The 15,947-nt window shown below is 66.5% G+C and carries 9 protein-coding genes and 1 tRNA gene; 7 read left to right on the top strand and 3 right to left on the bottom strand.

Going from position 1 to position 15,947, the window contains the following annotated elements; translation table 11 throughout:
* A partial coding sequence (locus tag AC068D_RS02250; protein WP_478821006.1) for a HAMP domain-containing protein occupies window positions 1–838 on the bottom strand: 838 nt, incomplete at its 3' end.
* A gap of 468 nt (window positions 839–1,306) precedes the next feature.
* On the opposite strand from AC068D_RS02250, the gene AC068D_RS02245 reads away from it, so the two are divergent.
* The 6 genes from AC068D_RS02245 to AC068D_RS02220 all read left to right on the top strand — a co-directional run bounded on the left by AC068D_RS02245 (window position 1,307) and on the right by AC068D_RS02220 (window position 13,342).
* Window positions 1,307–1,822, top strand: a complete 516-nt coding sequence (locus AC068D_RS02245) for a WhiB family transcriptional regulator (protein ID WP_478821388.1) — start codon at window positions 1,307–1,309, stop codon at window positions 1,820–1,822.
* Window positions 1,823–2,064: 242 nt separating this feature from the next.
* Window positions 2,065–4,698, top strand: a complete 2,634-nt coding sequence (locus AC068D_RS02240) for a LuxR C-terminal-related transcriptional regulator (RefSeq protein ID WP_478821005.1) — start codon at window positions 2,065–2,067, stop codon at window positions 4,696–4,698.
* Between the two features lie 593 nt (window positions 4,699–5,291).
* Window positions 5,292–7,925 carry a helix-turn-helix transcriptional regulator gene (locus tag AC068D_RS02235; protein ID WP_478821004.1) on the top strand — a complete coding sequence of 878 codons (2,634 nt, stop codon included), beginning with the start codon at window positions 5,292–5,294 and terminating at the stop codon, window positions 7,923–7,925.
* A gap of 605 nt (window positions 7,926–8,530) precedes the next feature.
* The gene (locus AC068D_RS02230; protein ID WP_478821003.1) at window positions 8,531–9,013 is read left to right on the top strand and encodes a hypothetical protein; all 483 of its coding nucleotides are present in this window, start codon (window positions 8,531–8,533) and stop codon (window positions 9,011–9,013) included.
* 252 nt (window positions 9,014–9,265) lie between these two features.
* Window positions 9,266–12,160: a SpoIIE family protein phosphatase gene (locus AC068D_RS02225; protein ID WP_478821002.1), complete on the top strand. Its 2,895-nt coding sequence runs from the start codon at window positions 9,266–9,268 to the stop codon at window positions 12,158–12,160.
* Between the two features lie 642 nt (window positions 12,161–12,802).
* Window positions 12,803–13,342, top strand: coding sequence for a hypothetical protein (locus tag AC068D_RS02220; protein ID WP_478821001.1), 540 nt, complete (start codon window positions 12,803–12,805; stop codon window positions 13,340–13,342).
* Here the strand turns inward: AC068D_RS02220 and AC068D_RS02215 are convergent.
* A tRNA-Leu gene (locus tag AC068D_RS02215) sits at window positions 13,307–13,391 on the bottom strand. The genes AC068D_RS02220 and AC068D_RS02215 overlap by 36 nt on opposite strands.
* Before the next feature lie 212 nt (window positions 13,392–13,603).
* On the opposite strand from AC068D_RS02215, the gene AC068D_RS02210 reads away from it, so the two are divergent.
* Entirely contained in the window at window positions 13,604–14,911 is a 1,308-nt protein-coding gene (locus tag AC068D_RS02210; RefSeq protein WP_478821000.1) for a DUF2254 domain-containing protein, read from the top strand.
* A 183-nt stretch (window positions 14,912–15,094) separates the two neighbouring features.
* Here the strand turns inward: AC068D_RS02210 and AC068D_RS02205 are convergent, their stop codons facing one another.
* Entirely contained in the window at window positions 15,095–15,736 is a 642-nt protein-coding gene (locus AC068D_RS02205; RefSeq protein ID WP_478820999.1) for an HAD family acid phosphatase, read from the bottom strand.
* Window positions 15,737–15,947: the final 211 nt, after the last annotated feature.

Here is a 15,947-nt window from a genome sequence, read left to right as displayed (position 1 = left end):
GAGCGATGTTACGGACCTGCGAGGTCAGGTTGGACGCCATGAAGTTGACGTTGTCGGTGAGGTCTTTCCACACGCCCGAGACGCCGCGGACATGTGCCTGGCCGCCGAGTTGGCCTTCGGTGCCCACTTCGCGGGCGACACGGGTGACTTCGTCGGCGAACGCGGAGAGCTGATCGACCATCGTGTTCACCGTCAGTTTGAGCTCGAGCAGCTCGCCGGTGGCTTCCACCGTCACCGAACGGGTCAGGTCGCCACGAGCCACAGCAGTCGTCACCACCGCGATGTCCCGCACCTGAGCGGTAAGCCGGGTGGCCATCGTATTGACCGCCTCAGTGACGTCGCGCCAGCTGCCCGACAGGCCCCGTACCTGGGCCCGGCCTCCGAGCCGTCCTTCAATGCCGACCTCACGCGCCACCCGTGTCACCTCCCCGGTGAACAGCGACAGCTGGTCGACCATGTGGTTGACTCCTCGGCCCAGTCGGCGCAGGTCTCCCCTCAATTGGCGATTGCCGTCGTGCAGGTCCACGCGTTGCGTCAGATCGCCACCCGCCACCGCATCCAGCACGCGCGTGGCGTTCGCCGTGGGCACGATCAGGGCATCCATGAGCGTGTTCGCCGCTGCCACGTCCCCGGCCCAGGCACCCAGCCCTGGGCCGGCAGACAGCCGTTCGTCAAGACGACCGTTACGGATCACTTCCCGGCGCACCCTGTTCAGTTCGTCCATGAAGTGCTGATTACGGTCGGCGATCTGGTTGAACGCCGCGGCCAGCTCACTGGCGATGCCGTCGTCTTCGGCAGGCAGTCTGATCCTGAAGTCGCCGTCCCGCAGCGCGGTCATCGCCGCAAGCAGGGGACGCAGATCGTGGTGGCGAACCCATCCGGCCTTACGCGGCGACTCATCACTCTCGGCACACACGGCAGCGGTTCCGTACGGTCTCGTCTCCACAGCTTGTCTCCCATTGCCGGCGCCACTGGGGACGCGGTAATCCCCGCATGCGGGGCCGGGCGACGGCCCTCCAGCAGCTGATCCGGCGGTGAGGCCACGAACCGTCCCGTACGGGATGTCCGAGGAGCCGTCGGCACTGCCGTTGTGCGCTCACGGGGTCGGTCATGCCCCCCTTAAATGGTTCCTTCACGTGCAAACATGACTATCCGAACATCGTGTGCACGTTCATGAGTAACTTGTACCTAAAGCGGCCCCGCTGGCCGCCGAAGGGCCTCGAGGTGGGCGAATGCGCTCGGGACCCTGCCCCGTGAACCTGACCCGCGCGGAGGTTCATGCGTTCTCGGGCTTCCTGGCGTGAGTATGAACTGCTCATGGCATACGGGCTGGACAGCGTGGTCCGATGGTTCTTCAGCCTGGGTCGAATGCGAAGACGTCGTCGCACCGACAGTGTTGGGCTTCGTTGACAGGCCGGGCCTGCCGCGCCGGACTGCCCGACGGCCCGGGCGCCAGGCCGACGGATCGCGGAATGCCGGGGAGAGGTGTCTTGCTGTGGCGAGAGACGGTCACACGGGTGCAACGGCTTCGGCTGCGCCGGACGATCCGGAAAACCCGTCGAGTTCAGGCGACTGGCGTGCGCGAGCTGCTTGCGTCGGCGTCGACCCCGAACTCTTTTTCGTCAGCCGTGAGAAGCATGGTCGTGCGGCACGGGCCGTCTGCCTGTCCTGCCCTGTGACGGCCCAGTGCCGTAGGCACGCGGAGACGATGCCGGAACCGTACGGGATATGGGCGGGGCTTACCGCCGGGCAACGCGGCTGGGACAGCTACGGTCACCGCAGGAGGCAGGTCCCAACAGGAGCGACGGGCACTGCCGTGTGACTCTGGGGGTCGACGGGCGAGCGCGGAACGTGTTCAGCCTCCTCTCGATCGGTGAACGGCTGTTGGTGAGCAAAGCCCCGCCGGCAACCGGCCGGCCTGAATGGCTACGTCTGAGTATCAAATGCTCAGGCGCCGGCCGTGCACGCTTTGACAACCTCGGCATACACAGCGTTCTCGCCGGTCGGGGGGGACGCCGGCGCAGTCACTGACGGGGATTCCCGTGGCATCGACGGAGCTTCATCGTGCACCACGCTATTGAGAGCTGGCCATTCATCGGCAGGGATGTTGAGATCGGGAAGTTCATCGAAGCAGTAGCGGATGACAGGTATCGCGCTTTCATTATCCGTGGCCCCGTCGGGGTGGGAAAGTCCCGGCTGGCGAACGAGTGTCTGATCCAGGCTCGTCGCTCGGGTTTCCGCTGCGGTCGGGCTGTGCCGAACGCGGCGACGGGTGTCCCTCTGGGGGCCATCGCTCATTTGCTGCCCGTCGGCCTCGACACGTCCAATCCAGTACAGGCTTTCCGCTGCGTGCTTGAGGCATTGCAGTCTCGAGACAATTCTCGGGGTCGCTCCAGGAAACGCTTCGTGATTCTCGTGGACGACCTCGACCTCGTGGATTCGGCCTCCGCCACTTTGATCAGTCAACTTCTTGATTCCGGTGCTGCGTTTCTGCTCGCAACACTGTGCTTCGGCAGAAGACTTCATGATGTCGCAGCTGCTCTGGAAAAAGGGGATTCGGTCTACCGAATAGAAGTCTCAGAGTTTGACCGGAAACATGTTGAGAATGCCTTGGTCGCTGCACTGCGGGGACCCCTGGAGCCCCGCTCGGTGGACATACTGTTCGAGGTCAGCGGCGGGAATCCTCTCTATCTCAGGGAGTTGACGCTCGGGGCTTTGGCCAAAGACTCACTCACCACGGACGGTGAGGTGTGGCAGCTGATCGGCCCGCCGGAATGCACACGCCGGCTGAGCGATCTGCTGGTGACGCGTCTGGAGAGCGTTCACGAAGAGGCTCTGCGCGTACTCGAGCTGGTGGCTCTGTGTGAACCTGTGGGTGTGCGCGAGCATTCTCCTTCGACGATGAATGAATTGGAGAGTGCCGGCCTCATCCAGATCTCCAGAAAAGGGGGCCGTGAAATAGCGACCTTGGCGCATCCGCTCTACGGCGTCATTCTGAGATCCGGTTTGACGGCGGCGAAGCAGCGGACGCTGCTGCTGGAACAGGTGGCCAGGATTCGCGCCAACGGAGCGCGCCGAAGGGAAGACGTCCTGCGGATCGTCAGCTGGGAGCTCGCTGCAACAGGCAGATCCGACCCCATGCTGCTACTGCGTGGGGCCAGACTTGCCCGCCATGCCCAGGACCTTCACCAGGTGCTGACGCTCGCTACGGCGGCTTGCAAGGTCGACACCGGGTTCTGGCCGAGACTTCTGCTCGGAGAGGCCCTGACGGAGCTGGGAGACCTGCGTCAGGCCGAGCGGGTGCTGGCCGACGCTGAAGGCCGGGCCGCCGGCGACGAAGAACTCGTCCTGGTCGCCGTACAACGCATGCGGAACGCGGACCGAGGTGCCGCCGAGGTCGGGGAACTCCTGCTGATCAGTGATGAGATTTCCCGCAAGGTCGGGTCGCAGGAAGCCAGAACGGCCATGCGCGCCGTCCGTGCGGCGGTACTGGCTTCGTACGGGAAACACGACGAAGCGCTCGCCGTCATGGACGAGGCCCGGACGATCGGCCATGTACAGGCCGCTGTCAACTACCAGAGCGCCAAGGCGGTGGCCCTGGTTTCCACGGGCAGAGTGGAAGAAGGGCTCGAGGTCGCCAGGGCCAGCTACGTCGACCGGCAGCAACTGGTGGACCCGGTCACCCTTTCCCATCCAGCCTGCTTTCTCGCGCCGGTGATCTTCGCCATGGCGGAGTCGGGGCGATTGCAGGAGGCGTACCGCATCGGCCGGCAGGAATGGGAGAGGGTCGCCTCCGACGGGACCCCCGAAGCCCAGATCGGCCTTTCACTGTCCCTGGCGGAGTGTTCGCTGTTGCAGGGGGCGCCTGTACGCGCACGCCGGTGGGCGGGACAGGCGGCTGCCCTGGCGAGGCGCCATGGTATGACCAGGTCCTTGTGCCCGGCGCTGGCGCGGCTCGCGGAAGCCGCAGCACTGCTCGGTGACGTGGCCGCGGCCACAGACTGCCTCGCGGAGGCATCGGCCCTTCGTGCCCGGGAGACGGTGGAAGCCGACATGGCGCTCGGGGAGGCGTGGCTCGCAGTCGCCAACGGCGATCTGGGGGCCGGAAGGACTGCGCTCGGGAAAGCGGCAGACGCCGCACGGAAAGCCAATCATGTGTCGTCCGAGGCCCGCCTGCTCACCGACGTCGCGCGCATGGGTGCTGCGAGTGCTGTTTCCGAGCGGCTTGCCGAGCTGTCCCGGCTGTCCGACGGGTTCCTCACCGTCCTTCGAGCCGACTACGTGGACGCGCTGGCTCGTGGAAACTCAGACGCGCTGATGGCCAGTGCGGACGACCTGGAAAGAGCCGGGGCGTCGCTGCTGGCCGCGGAGGCGGTGACCGCGGCGGCAGCGGCTTGGCGGCATCAGGGACGCGCCCGAACGGCCACGGCGGCTCAGAACAGAGCGGCCCGCCTTGCTGAGCTCTGTGATCGGGCGCGTACGCCGATTCTTCTCACCAGCCTGGCGTCGACGCCACTGACCGGTCGTGAGAAAGAGATCGCCATGCTTGCATGCGAAGGGCTCACCAGCGCGGAGATAGCTGAACGCATAATGATTTCCAGGCGCACCGTGGACAATCATTTGCAGAGCGCGTACAGAAAGCTTGGGGTTACCAGTCGGAGATCCCTGAAGGTTGTTCTCCGGCCTGAGTTTCCCTAGCGATCCAAATATCCGCAGCACCGAGGCAGGAAAGGAGAAGGCGTCACCGTGGAGCCGCACTGTCAGGAGAGAAGACCACCGAGGAGAGACGGCATCACATGGCCTCCGGACGACCGACCCGCAGGTGACAGAAAAGCGCAACTCCTAAGGGGAGCGGTAAGACTCGCAGCCTACGTCGTGGCCTTCGGGATGACGGCGATCGTCATTATCGAGGTATGGGCCCTCACCACCCTGGGTGGCGGCTGGACTTTCCTCTGGTCCGCCCTTGCCCTGCTCGCTCCAGCGTGCGTTGCGGCAGCAATCGTGCACGTGCAGCTTCGGAGAAGAACTCGGCGAACCGCAAGAAGTGGTCGACGAAAACCCTTCATGTCGGTTCCGTACGGACACCAGGGCGGAGGGCGCGGGGACGGTCCTGCGGAAAGGGACAACCACGCCACCGCACTCGATCCCCTTCCCGGCTGTACTCTTGACGGGAATAATTGAGTTTTCACAGCGTGGGGCCGGCAGGGAAGGAGAGGTGCCGTGACTGCGAGGGGGCTGATGCGGCGCGGTGTCGTTCGGGCTCGAGGTGTGTCGTGGAGCAGACAAGTCTGGTGGGGCGCTGGCCCCTGGTAGGTCGCGAGGCGGAGCTCAACTCCTTCACGCGCATGTGGGCAGAGCGATGGTGCTGCGCATTCGTGGTCTGTGGTGCGGCCGGAGTGGGTAAGTCCCATCTGGCTGAGGAGTGCCTGGAACGGATCGCAGGTATCGAGCGGATCCGCATCGGCAAAGCGACGGCGAGCCGGGCCGCAAGTACGGTTCCACTGGGGGCAATCGCGCACCTCATTCCGACAGGGATCGACTTGTCGGATCCCGTCGCGGCCTTCGCGGCGGTGACGAACCAACTCGCAAGTGACAAGTGGACCGTACTGGTTGACGATCTGCACTTGTTGGACGAGGCGTCAGCGGTCCTGCTGCGCCAGCTCATGGACGCGGATGTACTTCGCGTCATCGCGACGGTTCGTACCGGGGAACCTCTCGGCAACGCGGTCGATGCCCTGACAAGCGGAAGCGCGGCGTACTGCGTGGAACTCCGGGAGTTCAGCCGGGACGCCGTGGAGGAGGTACTGGAAACGGTTCTGGGCGGCTCGGTGGGAAGGCGCACCCTCAACACCCTGTTCACGGCTTCCGGGGGCAACGCGCTGTTCCTGCGTGAACTCGTCCATGGAGCTCTCGTCGCGAACATGCTCCAGAATCAAGGAGAGGTCTGGGAACTGGCCGGCGGCCATCTGCCGAGCACCTGGCAGCTGACGGAACTGATCAGAGGACGTCTGGCAGCTGCGGCGTCGGAGGCCGGCCCCGTACTGGATCTGCTCGCATTGTGCGGTTCGCTTCCCCTGGCCGACGCCGAGTACTTCGCCGGCCCCGAAGTTGTGTCGGACCTCGAAGTGGCAGGACTGATCCGCATCATGACCGAGGGCCGTCGCACTGTAGCGGCCTTGGCGCATCCGCTCTACGGAGAGGTTCTGCAAGAGGGCCTTCCCGCCGTTCGACGTCGCGCTCTGCTCAAGGCTCAGGCGCGGCGTACCGAGAGAACGGGAGCCCGTCGCCGCGATGACGCACTCCACATCGCCAACTGGCAACTCAGTGCCACAGGCACGGCTGATCCGGCCCTCCTTCTCCAAGGCGCCGCCCTGGCTCGCCATTCCTGCGACTACCGGCAGGCGGTCACCCTCCTCAAGGCTCTTCCTGACGAGAGGACCAGTGCCGGTAGCCTCCTCATGCTCGGCGCGTCGCTTTTCGAGTCCGGGGAGCCGGAGCAGGCCGAAGAAACGCTGATGTGCGCACAGAACATGCCGTGCAGCGACCAGGAGGCGCTCCAGACCGTTTTCATCCGCAGCATGAACCTCAGCTGGGCCGCTGACCGCGTTGGCGACGCACTCGCCCTCAACAGCACGGCCTTGACGCGGCTGACAGGTCTCCGGGAACAGCGCATGCTGCATATCAACGAAGGCTGCCTGCGGCTCATGACGGGCGATCTCAAACGTGGTCTGAAGCTGCTCGAAGATCTGGAGCGTGACCCTTCCGAAGGCGCCGACATCGGGGTCTGGCTGATGGCATCCCTCCTCAAACCCGCGGCCCTCGCAGCTGTGGGGCGATGCCGGGAGGCAGTGGAGCTGGCCGAGCATGCCTACGAGCGGCGCTGCGAACTGACCGATCCCGCACCCCTGGTGCTCTTCAACCGGGTCGCCTATCTCATCAGCTTGGTAGCCACCCTCAATCTGTCCGGAAGACTCGACGAAGCGCGGGACGTCAGCAGTCGCGCCTGGACGAGGCTCAGGGAGACACACGATCCCCCTCTGCCCTGGATCATCCTGCCGTACCAGCAGGCCAACACGGAATGGAATGCCGGCCACGTCGGCGACGCACGCCGCTGGTACGCCGAGTCCGCAGCCCAGTGCCGTGTTTACCGCAACTTCCGGCTGATGCGCCGAGTGCTTTCCGGCCTGTCGGCCGCAGCTGCCGTCCAGGGTGATGTGGGGGCGGCCGAAGCTGCTCTACAGGAGGCCCGGTCCTACCCCCCTTCTCTTCCCCCTGAACGCGAGGAGCACCTCGCCGAGGCCTGGCTGCTGGCAGCGCGTGGACGGCTGCACCAAGCGCGTGCCGTACTCAGCGATGCGGCTCAGAAAGCCAGGCAGGGCGGCTGGGCTTCCATCGAGGCCCAGTTCCTCACTGACATCGCACGGTTCGGCGGGGCAAGGAGTGTCCAGCAGCGTCTCGCAGACCTCGCTGCCGAATGCGACAGCACACTGGTGTCGGCGCGTGCGGATCTGGTCGCAGCGCTGGCCGCCGATGATGCGGAACAACTGCTCGCCATCGCCGGCGAGTTCGAGGCACGGGGAATGGATCTCGTCGCTGCTGAGGCGGCCATGGCCGCCTCAGCAGTCTGGCAGGCCACCGACTCCACACGGCCTGCCATGTCCGCGGCTCGTCAGGCGGCCACCTACAGGGCTCATTGCCAGGACGCGCGTACTCCACTGCTTCAGACCTCTGCTCCCGCCATGACACCACTCACAAGCCGCGAGCGGGAGATCGCCCTTCTGGCAGCCAACCGCGTGCCGAGCAAGGAGATCGCCGCCGTTCTCCATCTGTCGCCGCGTACCGTCAACAACCATCTCCATCAGGTCTACACGAAGTTGGGCATCGCTTCGCGCCGTCAACTGCGCGATGCCTTCAAGTTCACGTGACGTCCCAGGGCCTGCTCGGTACGCGAAGGCCCCTCACGAGAATGAGCTCGGAGGTGACGGAGGCGGGATCTTTCGAGCCTGCATCGCGAGGTCCCTGAGGTATCGCTCCTCCGCAATGGTCCATGAGCTTTCAACGATCAGCAGGAAGAGGCAACTGATCGTGCGGCTCGAGAAGCGGCAATGACAGGTCCCAGGAACGAAGGAGGTACAACCGTCCATCATGGTCCTCAGCATCTCTCTCGGATGAAGGAATGGCAGCGTCAACTGTCTCCCGTGAGAGTCTCCTCGGCCTGAGCAGCAGGTACTTACATCTCGGCCTGTTCGGTAGTGAGTCCGCCCGGACACGGCCCCTGAGATGTGAGCAGCACGTACTCAGGCTGCGGCGTGACGAGTGCCGGAAACTGTCGTTGCGAGCATGGTTTGCCGTGAAACCGGGGCCATGTCTCGCGCCTGATCAGGCTTGTCACGATGCTTCGCTTGACAGTCGTTTCCCCGGGAGTACAGCCGGCTGTGATGGCGGCCGCATCCAGAGGCAAGGGCACGACGACTCAGTCCCCGGAGCGCCTGGCGGAGCGGCAGCAGCGCGACTCAAGGAACATACTTCGATGGCCATGATCCTGCACCGGAACAGCCGCGGCGTCCGTCGGCGCCGCGGCCATGTACTTGCCGCCGGGCTGGTCCTGCTTGCCGGTCTGCTCGCCGGCTTGGCGACGGTGGGCTGCGAGAACAAGCCGCACAACGCCTTCAGCCTTGCGGACCGGGAATCGCAGCAGGGGCTCGATGCGATGGACCACGAGTTCCCGGGGACGGCCGGCACAAGCGCTCGGATCGTCTTCGCCGCCCCGGCCGGCGCACATGTCACCGGCCCGGGCTTGGCCGCGGCCTTGGACGGTCCGGCCGTCGTCACCATCCCGTTCCTGGCCATGATGTGCCTCGCTGCTGCTGGCGCCGTTCTGGTTGCAGTGGCAGTGTCGACCACTCTGCCGGCGGCCATCCTCGGCCTTCGCGGGCGAGAACCTGGGGACTGCGCCCCCGCTCGTGAGGGGCTCTCCCCGCACAGGCCCGGACCTGGGGACCGTCCCGCTTAGGTACCGATTGCTCATGTGCGCCGTCCCTCCCCGCCATACGGTGTTCTCGTCGCCGGGTTCCCGCGCGAGAACGCGTACGACACCTGGAGGGCGACCTCGGCCCACCACGGCACAAGGGAAGTGGTTGCCGTCTGCCTCGCGGCTGACGACGTGCGCCGGATGCTGCTCTTGCGGGGCGACAGAGCCCGGAGACGACCGGCAGGCTCCGCAAGCTGATCGACCCGCCTCCTCACCGTTCCTTCGAGGACCGCTATGTTCCCATCGGCCACGGCCAAGGTGGTGCCCCTGTCCCGGCAGTGTCCCGATCCTGCCGATCGCGGGGTGCTGGACCGGTTCTTCAGGATCTCCGAGCAGGGTTCATCGTTCGCCCGCGAGATCTTCAGAGGCACGGCCACCTTTTGCGCGATGGCCTGCACCGTCGTTCTCAATCCCATCATCCTCGGCTCGGGGACGGACAGATTCGGCCAGCGACTCGACAGCGGTCAGCTGGTCACGGCCACCGTGGTGACCGCCGTATTCACCGCCCTCCTGATGGGCGTCATCGGCAACGCGCCGGTGGCCCTCGTCGTCGGCATCGCCGTGAACACCATCGTGACCTTGCAGCTCGCGCCGAGAATGAGCTGGCCGGACGCGATGGGACTGGTCGTCCTCGTGGGGTCAGCCATCACGCTGCTGATAGCCGCGGGCGTTCGTGAACGTGTGACGAGCGTCGTGCCCAGAGGGGTGTGCCGGGCGATCACGATCGGGATCGGCCTGTTCATCGTGCTGCTGGGAATGATCGACGTGGCATCCGTCAGCCGCGCCCCGGATACCTCGCGCACCGCCGTGCCGTTCCAGCTCGACGCGAACGGGCATCTCATCGGCTGGCCGACGCTGATCTTCGTCCTGGGTGCGCTGCTCACTCTCCTGCTGATCACCCGTAAGGTACCCGGAGCCATTCTGATCAGCGTGGTGGCGATGACCGCGGTCGCCGTGCTCGCCAACGTGGTCGCGAGTGGCAAGGCTTCCGCGTGGGGGCTGACCGTGCCGCAGTGGCCGGGCAGGCCCATCGCAGCCCCCGACTTCGGCCTGGTCAGCAGCATGACGCTGCTCGGGGGCTTCGAGTACATCGGGTTGCTTCCCGGGCTGCTGTTCGTCCTCATCGTGATGCTCAGTTGTCTCTGCCTCGGCAACACCTGCTACGCCGAGTCCGCTGCGGACGGCGGTAACGCCGCCACGGGACTGGCATCGATCGTCACTGGCCTTCTCTTCGCTGTAACACTCTTCCTCACGCCACTGCTCACCACCGTCCCGGCTCAGGCCGCCACCCCTGCGCTGATCGCGGTGGGCTTCCTGATCACGGCCCGCGGCGCTCGGGACTCCAGCACGCTGCAGGCGGTGTCGGTGAAGACAGAGACCGCCCGTGAACACCTCAGACTGCTCTACGACGCCGGGCTGTGCATGGGCACGACCCTGGACGTGGCCCGAACGGCAGACGAACTGGCGTCGGTGGCCGTCCCACGACTCGCCGACTTCGTGACGGTCGATCTGGCTGCCCCCGTGCTGCTCGGCGAGGAACCCGACGGCACAATTGTCCGCGAGATGCGCCGCACCGCCCTCCGCGGCATCCGTGACGACGCCCCGCTACATCCGCTCGGCGAGTTGGTCGCCTTCCTCCCGCCGATGCCGCAGGCCCGCGTCCTGGGTACTGCCCGCGCCCAGCTGGTACCGTCGCTCTCCACCGCACCAGGCTGGCTCGCACAAGGGCCGGAGTGCGCACAGAGCGTTGTCGAGTACGGCATCCACTCCCTGATCGCGACACCGCTCAAGGCGCGGGGCGTCCTCCTGGGGATGGCCCACTTCTGGCGTGCGGAGAAGCCCGAGCCGTTCGACCAGGCGGAGCTGTCGTTGGCGGAGGAACTGGCCGCGCGTGCAGCCGTCCACATTGACAACGCCCGCCGGTTCACTCGCGAGCACACCCTGGCGGTGGAGTTGCAGCGCAGCCTGCTGCCGCAGGCCCTGCCCGAGCAGAGTGCACTCCAGGTCGCCTGCCGCTACCTCCCCGCACAGTCCGGAGTGAGCGGTGACTGGTTCGATGTCATTCCTCTTCCGGGTGGGCGCGTGGCCATGGTGGTGGGCGACGTCGTGGGGCACGGGCTGCACGCGGCGGCCACCATGGGACGGCTGCGTACCGCGGTGCACAACTTCTCCACCCTTGACCTGCCTCCCGACGAACTACTCGGACACATGGACGAGTTGGTCGGGCGCATGGACCAGGAGGAGGCAGTCACGGAGGTGGGCGCAGGCGTGGTGGGAGCGACATGCCTGTACGCCGTCTATGACCCGGTGTCTCGGCATTGCCTCATAGCACGAGCCGGCCACCCCGAGCCTGCCCTCGTACGACCTGACGGCAGGGCGGAGTTCGCCGCCCTGCCGGCCGGGCCGCCGCTGGGCGTGGGCGGCATGCCGTTCCAGACCGTAGATCTGGAGCTGGCGGAAGGGACCCAGATGGTCCTGTACACCGATGGCCTCATCGAGGACCGGTCCAGGGACTTGGACGTAGGCATGGACATGCTCCTCCGGGCGCTGACCGGCCGTCCGCACCGACAACCGGAGGACAGCTGCCGGGCGGTGCTTGACGCGATGCTTCCTCACCGCCCCAAGGACGATGTGGCATTGCTCATCGCCCGCACCCGGACCACCCCCGTGGACCACTTCGCGGACTGGGAGGTGCCTGCCGACCCGGCAGCTGTGTCATCGATGCGCACGGACGCGGCCCGGAAACTGGACGAGTGGGGTCTGGACGATCTGGTCTTCAGTACAGAACTCGTGCTCAGTGAGCTCACCACCAACGCCATCTGCCACGGCTGCGCACCGATCCGGGTACGGCTCCTGCGCGACCGCGTACTGACCTGCGAGGTGTCCGACGGCAGCAGCACCTCGCCTCACCTTCGATACGCCGCCATGACGGACGAGGGAGGCAGAGGCCTGTTCCTCGTCGCTCAACTGGTGGAACGCTGGGGCGTACGGTACACGCCCGAAGGCAAGGTCATCTGGGCAGAGCAAGCCCTGAACGGCCACGGGACGCCATGGTGCGGCTCAGTGCCGTCCGATGAGGTGGGGAACGGCGAGCCAGCCGACCACTGCGGCCGCGAACAGACCGATTAGCAAGTGGCGGAGCCCGAAGCGGGAGGAGTCGATCGACTTTCGCCGGTGCTGTGCCCTGGGCGCCCTTCGGGACGTCGCCGATGGCGGTCCGCCCCCACTGGATCTGGGCGACCGTACGGCCGACTCGACGGAGGATTCCGTTCCGTCCGTTCGTGCCTGCCCGCCGACGTTCCGACTCCATGGCAGGCGCGGGGAGACGTGGAACATGACTTCATGTGGCTCGCTGTGGATGGCTTGGGCTTCGCGGAGTCGTTCCAGAGCCTGCTGAGGCGTACGTCGCGGCAAGGGAGCGATCGGTTCCCCCTCACGGGTTCCTGGTGCATGACGGCGGGCGAAAGCCGACTGCAGCGGGATCACATCGGCCGGAAAGTCCCCGGCTCGACGCTCACGGCCTTCCCTGTGGCCGTCTCTTTGTCCCGTTGCTGAACTCGAGTACCTGGAACCGGGCAATGGTGTCACTCCTTGCTGAGCACTGTCGGGCGGATCGGCCGCCGACAAGGCTCCATCCAAGGCGCTGAGGCGGTGACGAGCATGCGTATCACGTACTCAAAGAACGTCCGGCGGCACGAACGGGCACGTCGGGTCCGGTGACCGGCGGTTGACGGCAGGCGGCAGCCGTCGGGGCGGTCCGCCCGGAGGCGGGTGCCGTGCACACAACCTCCGGCCGCGCTGTGGATCGCCCGCGCCTTCGCACCCGACCGGCTCACCGCCACCATCGAAGCCTTCACCCGCGCCAGCGCCGCCGCAAGCGCCGCCGAGTCACCGACACCCGAGCAGGCCCAAGCCCGCAAAGCGATCAAGGACTGCGACCGTCGCCTCACCCGCTGCCAAGCCGCCCTCGACGCCGGCGCCGACCCCGCCGTCGTCACCTACTGGTTCAACGAAGCACGCAGAGACAGGGAAGGCGCCCAGAAGCAGCTCGACACACTCCCCCACGCGAGCCGACAGAAGGAGCCACCACTCGACGCCCAGCGCATCCGACAGATCACGGAGGGCCTCGGAGACATCGCACAACGCATTCACACAGCCGGCGCCGACAAGAAGGGCCCGCTCTACGAAGCCCTCGGCATCACGATCACCTGCGAACACGAAACGAGGACCGCGACCGTAAGGTCGAGGCCCTCGCATCCGTATCGTTATAGCGAGTGTCCGAGGGGGGACTTGAACCCCCACGCCCGATAAAGGGCACTAGCACCTCAAGCTAGCGCGTCTGCCATTCCGCCACCCGGACCAGGTGTTTTGTCGCTCCTGGGTGTTCCCCGCGGCGACATGGACAACTCTACCAGGGGTTCGAGGTGCCTCTGAACCGCATTTCTGGTGGTCAGTGGGTTGCCGGGGCACGGGAAGCCCCATCGCGGCCACTGCCGTGCCTGCCGCAACGCGTCATGAACGCAGTGTGATGTCGCACCTACGGAAGGTGCCCGGTCCTCTAGCCTTCGCGGGGTGAGCCGTGAACACCGCCGTCGCAGGCCCCGAGCCCTCTCACCGTTGCGGGAGCATCTGCGGGACACCTTCTGGTTCGCGCCCACGGCGACGCTGCTCCTCGTCTGTGTGCTCTGGGGTGCGGCGGACGCCCTCGACACGAAGATCGTGGACACGCTCCGGACGGAGGGCGACTACGACACCATCCGCTACCTCACCGGTATCGCCGAAGACGCCAAGACGATCATCACCACCATCAGCTCGGCGATGATGACCTTCATCGGTGTCGTCTTCAGCATCTCCCTCGTCGCCGTCCAGATGGCGGCGGGGAACTTCACTCCCCGCATCATCCGGATTTTCATCAGGAGCAGGATCACCAAGCTCACCTTCGCCGTGTTCCTGGCGACGTTCCTGCTGTCCCTGCTTGTGCTGACGTCGTACGAGAGCGAGGCGGAGCCCCAGGACGTGAGTGTCGTGCCGCTGGTGCAGAGTGCGCTGACGCTCGTCATGGTCGGTCTCAGTCTGCTGCTGTTCATCGCTTATGTGACGCAGACGCTTCAGCTGATGAAAGTCGGCCCGGTGACCGAGCGGATCAACAAGGAGGCGTTCGGAGTCCTCGCTGCAGTGCCGGTGCTGGGGCCTGACGGGCTCCCGCCGACGCCCGAGATCGCGCGGCTGAGCCATCAGGGGCGCGCGGGTGTGCTGCGTGATGTGCACATCGCACGGCTGGTGCGGATCGCGCGGCGACACGGTGTGGTGCTGCGGCTCCTGCCGAGGATCGGGGACTACGTCGTACCGGGGACCGCCGTGTTCGCCGTGCACGGCCGGCGCGTGCCGACGCCGGCGTCGCTCAGGTACACCGTGTCGGTCGGCGTCGAGCGGACATTCCACCAGGATCTCGGGTTCGGACTACGGCAGCTCTCCGACATCGCGCTGCGCGCCCTCTCGCCGGCCGTGAACGATCCCACGACCGCTGTGCAGTGCATCGACCGGATCGTGGAGTTTCTGGCGGCGCTTGCGGACCGGCCGCTGGGAGCCGTGCATCACCGGGACGGCGAGGGGGCGGTGCGGCTGGTGCAGGACGTTCCCGAGTGGGCGGATCTGGTGGACCTGGGATTCACGGAGATTCGTGGGCACGCGGTGGGCAGCCCCCAGGTGTCGCGCCGGCTCCTGGCGGGAATCGACGATCTCATGCCGCTCGTGCCGCGGGAGCGACGGGAGCCCTTGGTCCGGCACCGTACGCTCCTGGTCCAGGCCGTGGAGCGCACAGTGCCGCAGGCCGCCGAGCGGGCGTTCGCGCTGGAGCCCGACCGGCAGGGCATCGGTTGACGACAGGCCCCCGGACCGGCTCCGGACCACGGAACGGTCGGCGAACCGGAGGCAGCCGGAGGAGCGGAGCCACGGTCGCCGTGGTGGCCGGAAGACGGTCACCACGGCAGGCTCTCCGTTGGGGTCAGGACAGCCGCCGTGGTGGCCGGAAGACCGGTCACCACGGCAGGCCGGCCGTGTGGGTCAGGACAGCTGGCCGTCGTAGTCGGGCAGCTTGAACGTCCTCTCGGCGTGACCGCCCACGAGGTCGGTGCTCCGGTTTCCGATGTTGGCGATGATCGTGTAGCCCTTCGCCTCGATCTCGGCCCGCTTGCCGGTCTTGTACTTGCTGACCTCCTCGAAGAGATCGGGCAGATCCCGGACGTACAGCCCGTCGACCGGGTAGCCGGCCTTCCTCAGGTTGTAGTCGGTGATCGAGTAGATGATGCCGGGGCGGGCCGTGACGAAGAAGACGTCCACACCACGGGAGTCGGCGAACCGGGCCAGGTCGCGGACCTGCTGGACCGCGGGTGTCGGCCACTCCCAGAAGTAGTGGAAGTCCGTCTCGAGCGAGGTGTTGTCGATGTCGAGGACGATCGCCTGCTTCCGACCGCCTGTCTGCGCGGACCGCTCCTCGATGTAGGGGCGGGCCACGGCGATGACCGCTGCGACGTCACGCTGCCAGGTCGCGTAGTCGACGCCCGCCGCCTGTGCGGCGGTTGACGACGCGCGGGACTGGCCGGCCGGCGGTGCCGGGGCAGCGGCCGATGCCACCGGGGTGGCCATGGTGAGGGTTGCCGCGGTGAGGGCCGCGGCCACTCCGGTTCTCCAACTGCGTGCATGCATGGGGGGTTTCTCCTGGGTTCGGGGATGGCTCAGGAAACCGTTCGCCGGGCTCTGGCGACGGTGTTGGCATGCTCGCGCTCAATGATGTACGGAATGCAACATTCCATCTACCGGTCAGTAGCGAGAAGTTTCGACGACTGTCCGGGCACACGGCTCCGCCCGCGACGAACGACTCGGCGCGGGCGGAACGGGCGCGGCTCGGCGGGGACCC

It is taken from the genome of Streptomyces sp. NPDC043861 (assembly GCF_056435905.1).
Note: the sequence above shows the minus strand (reverse complement) of the source record. Positions and strands in the feature narration are given on the sequence as shown.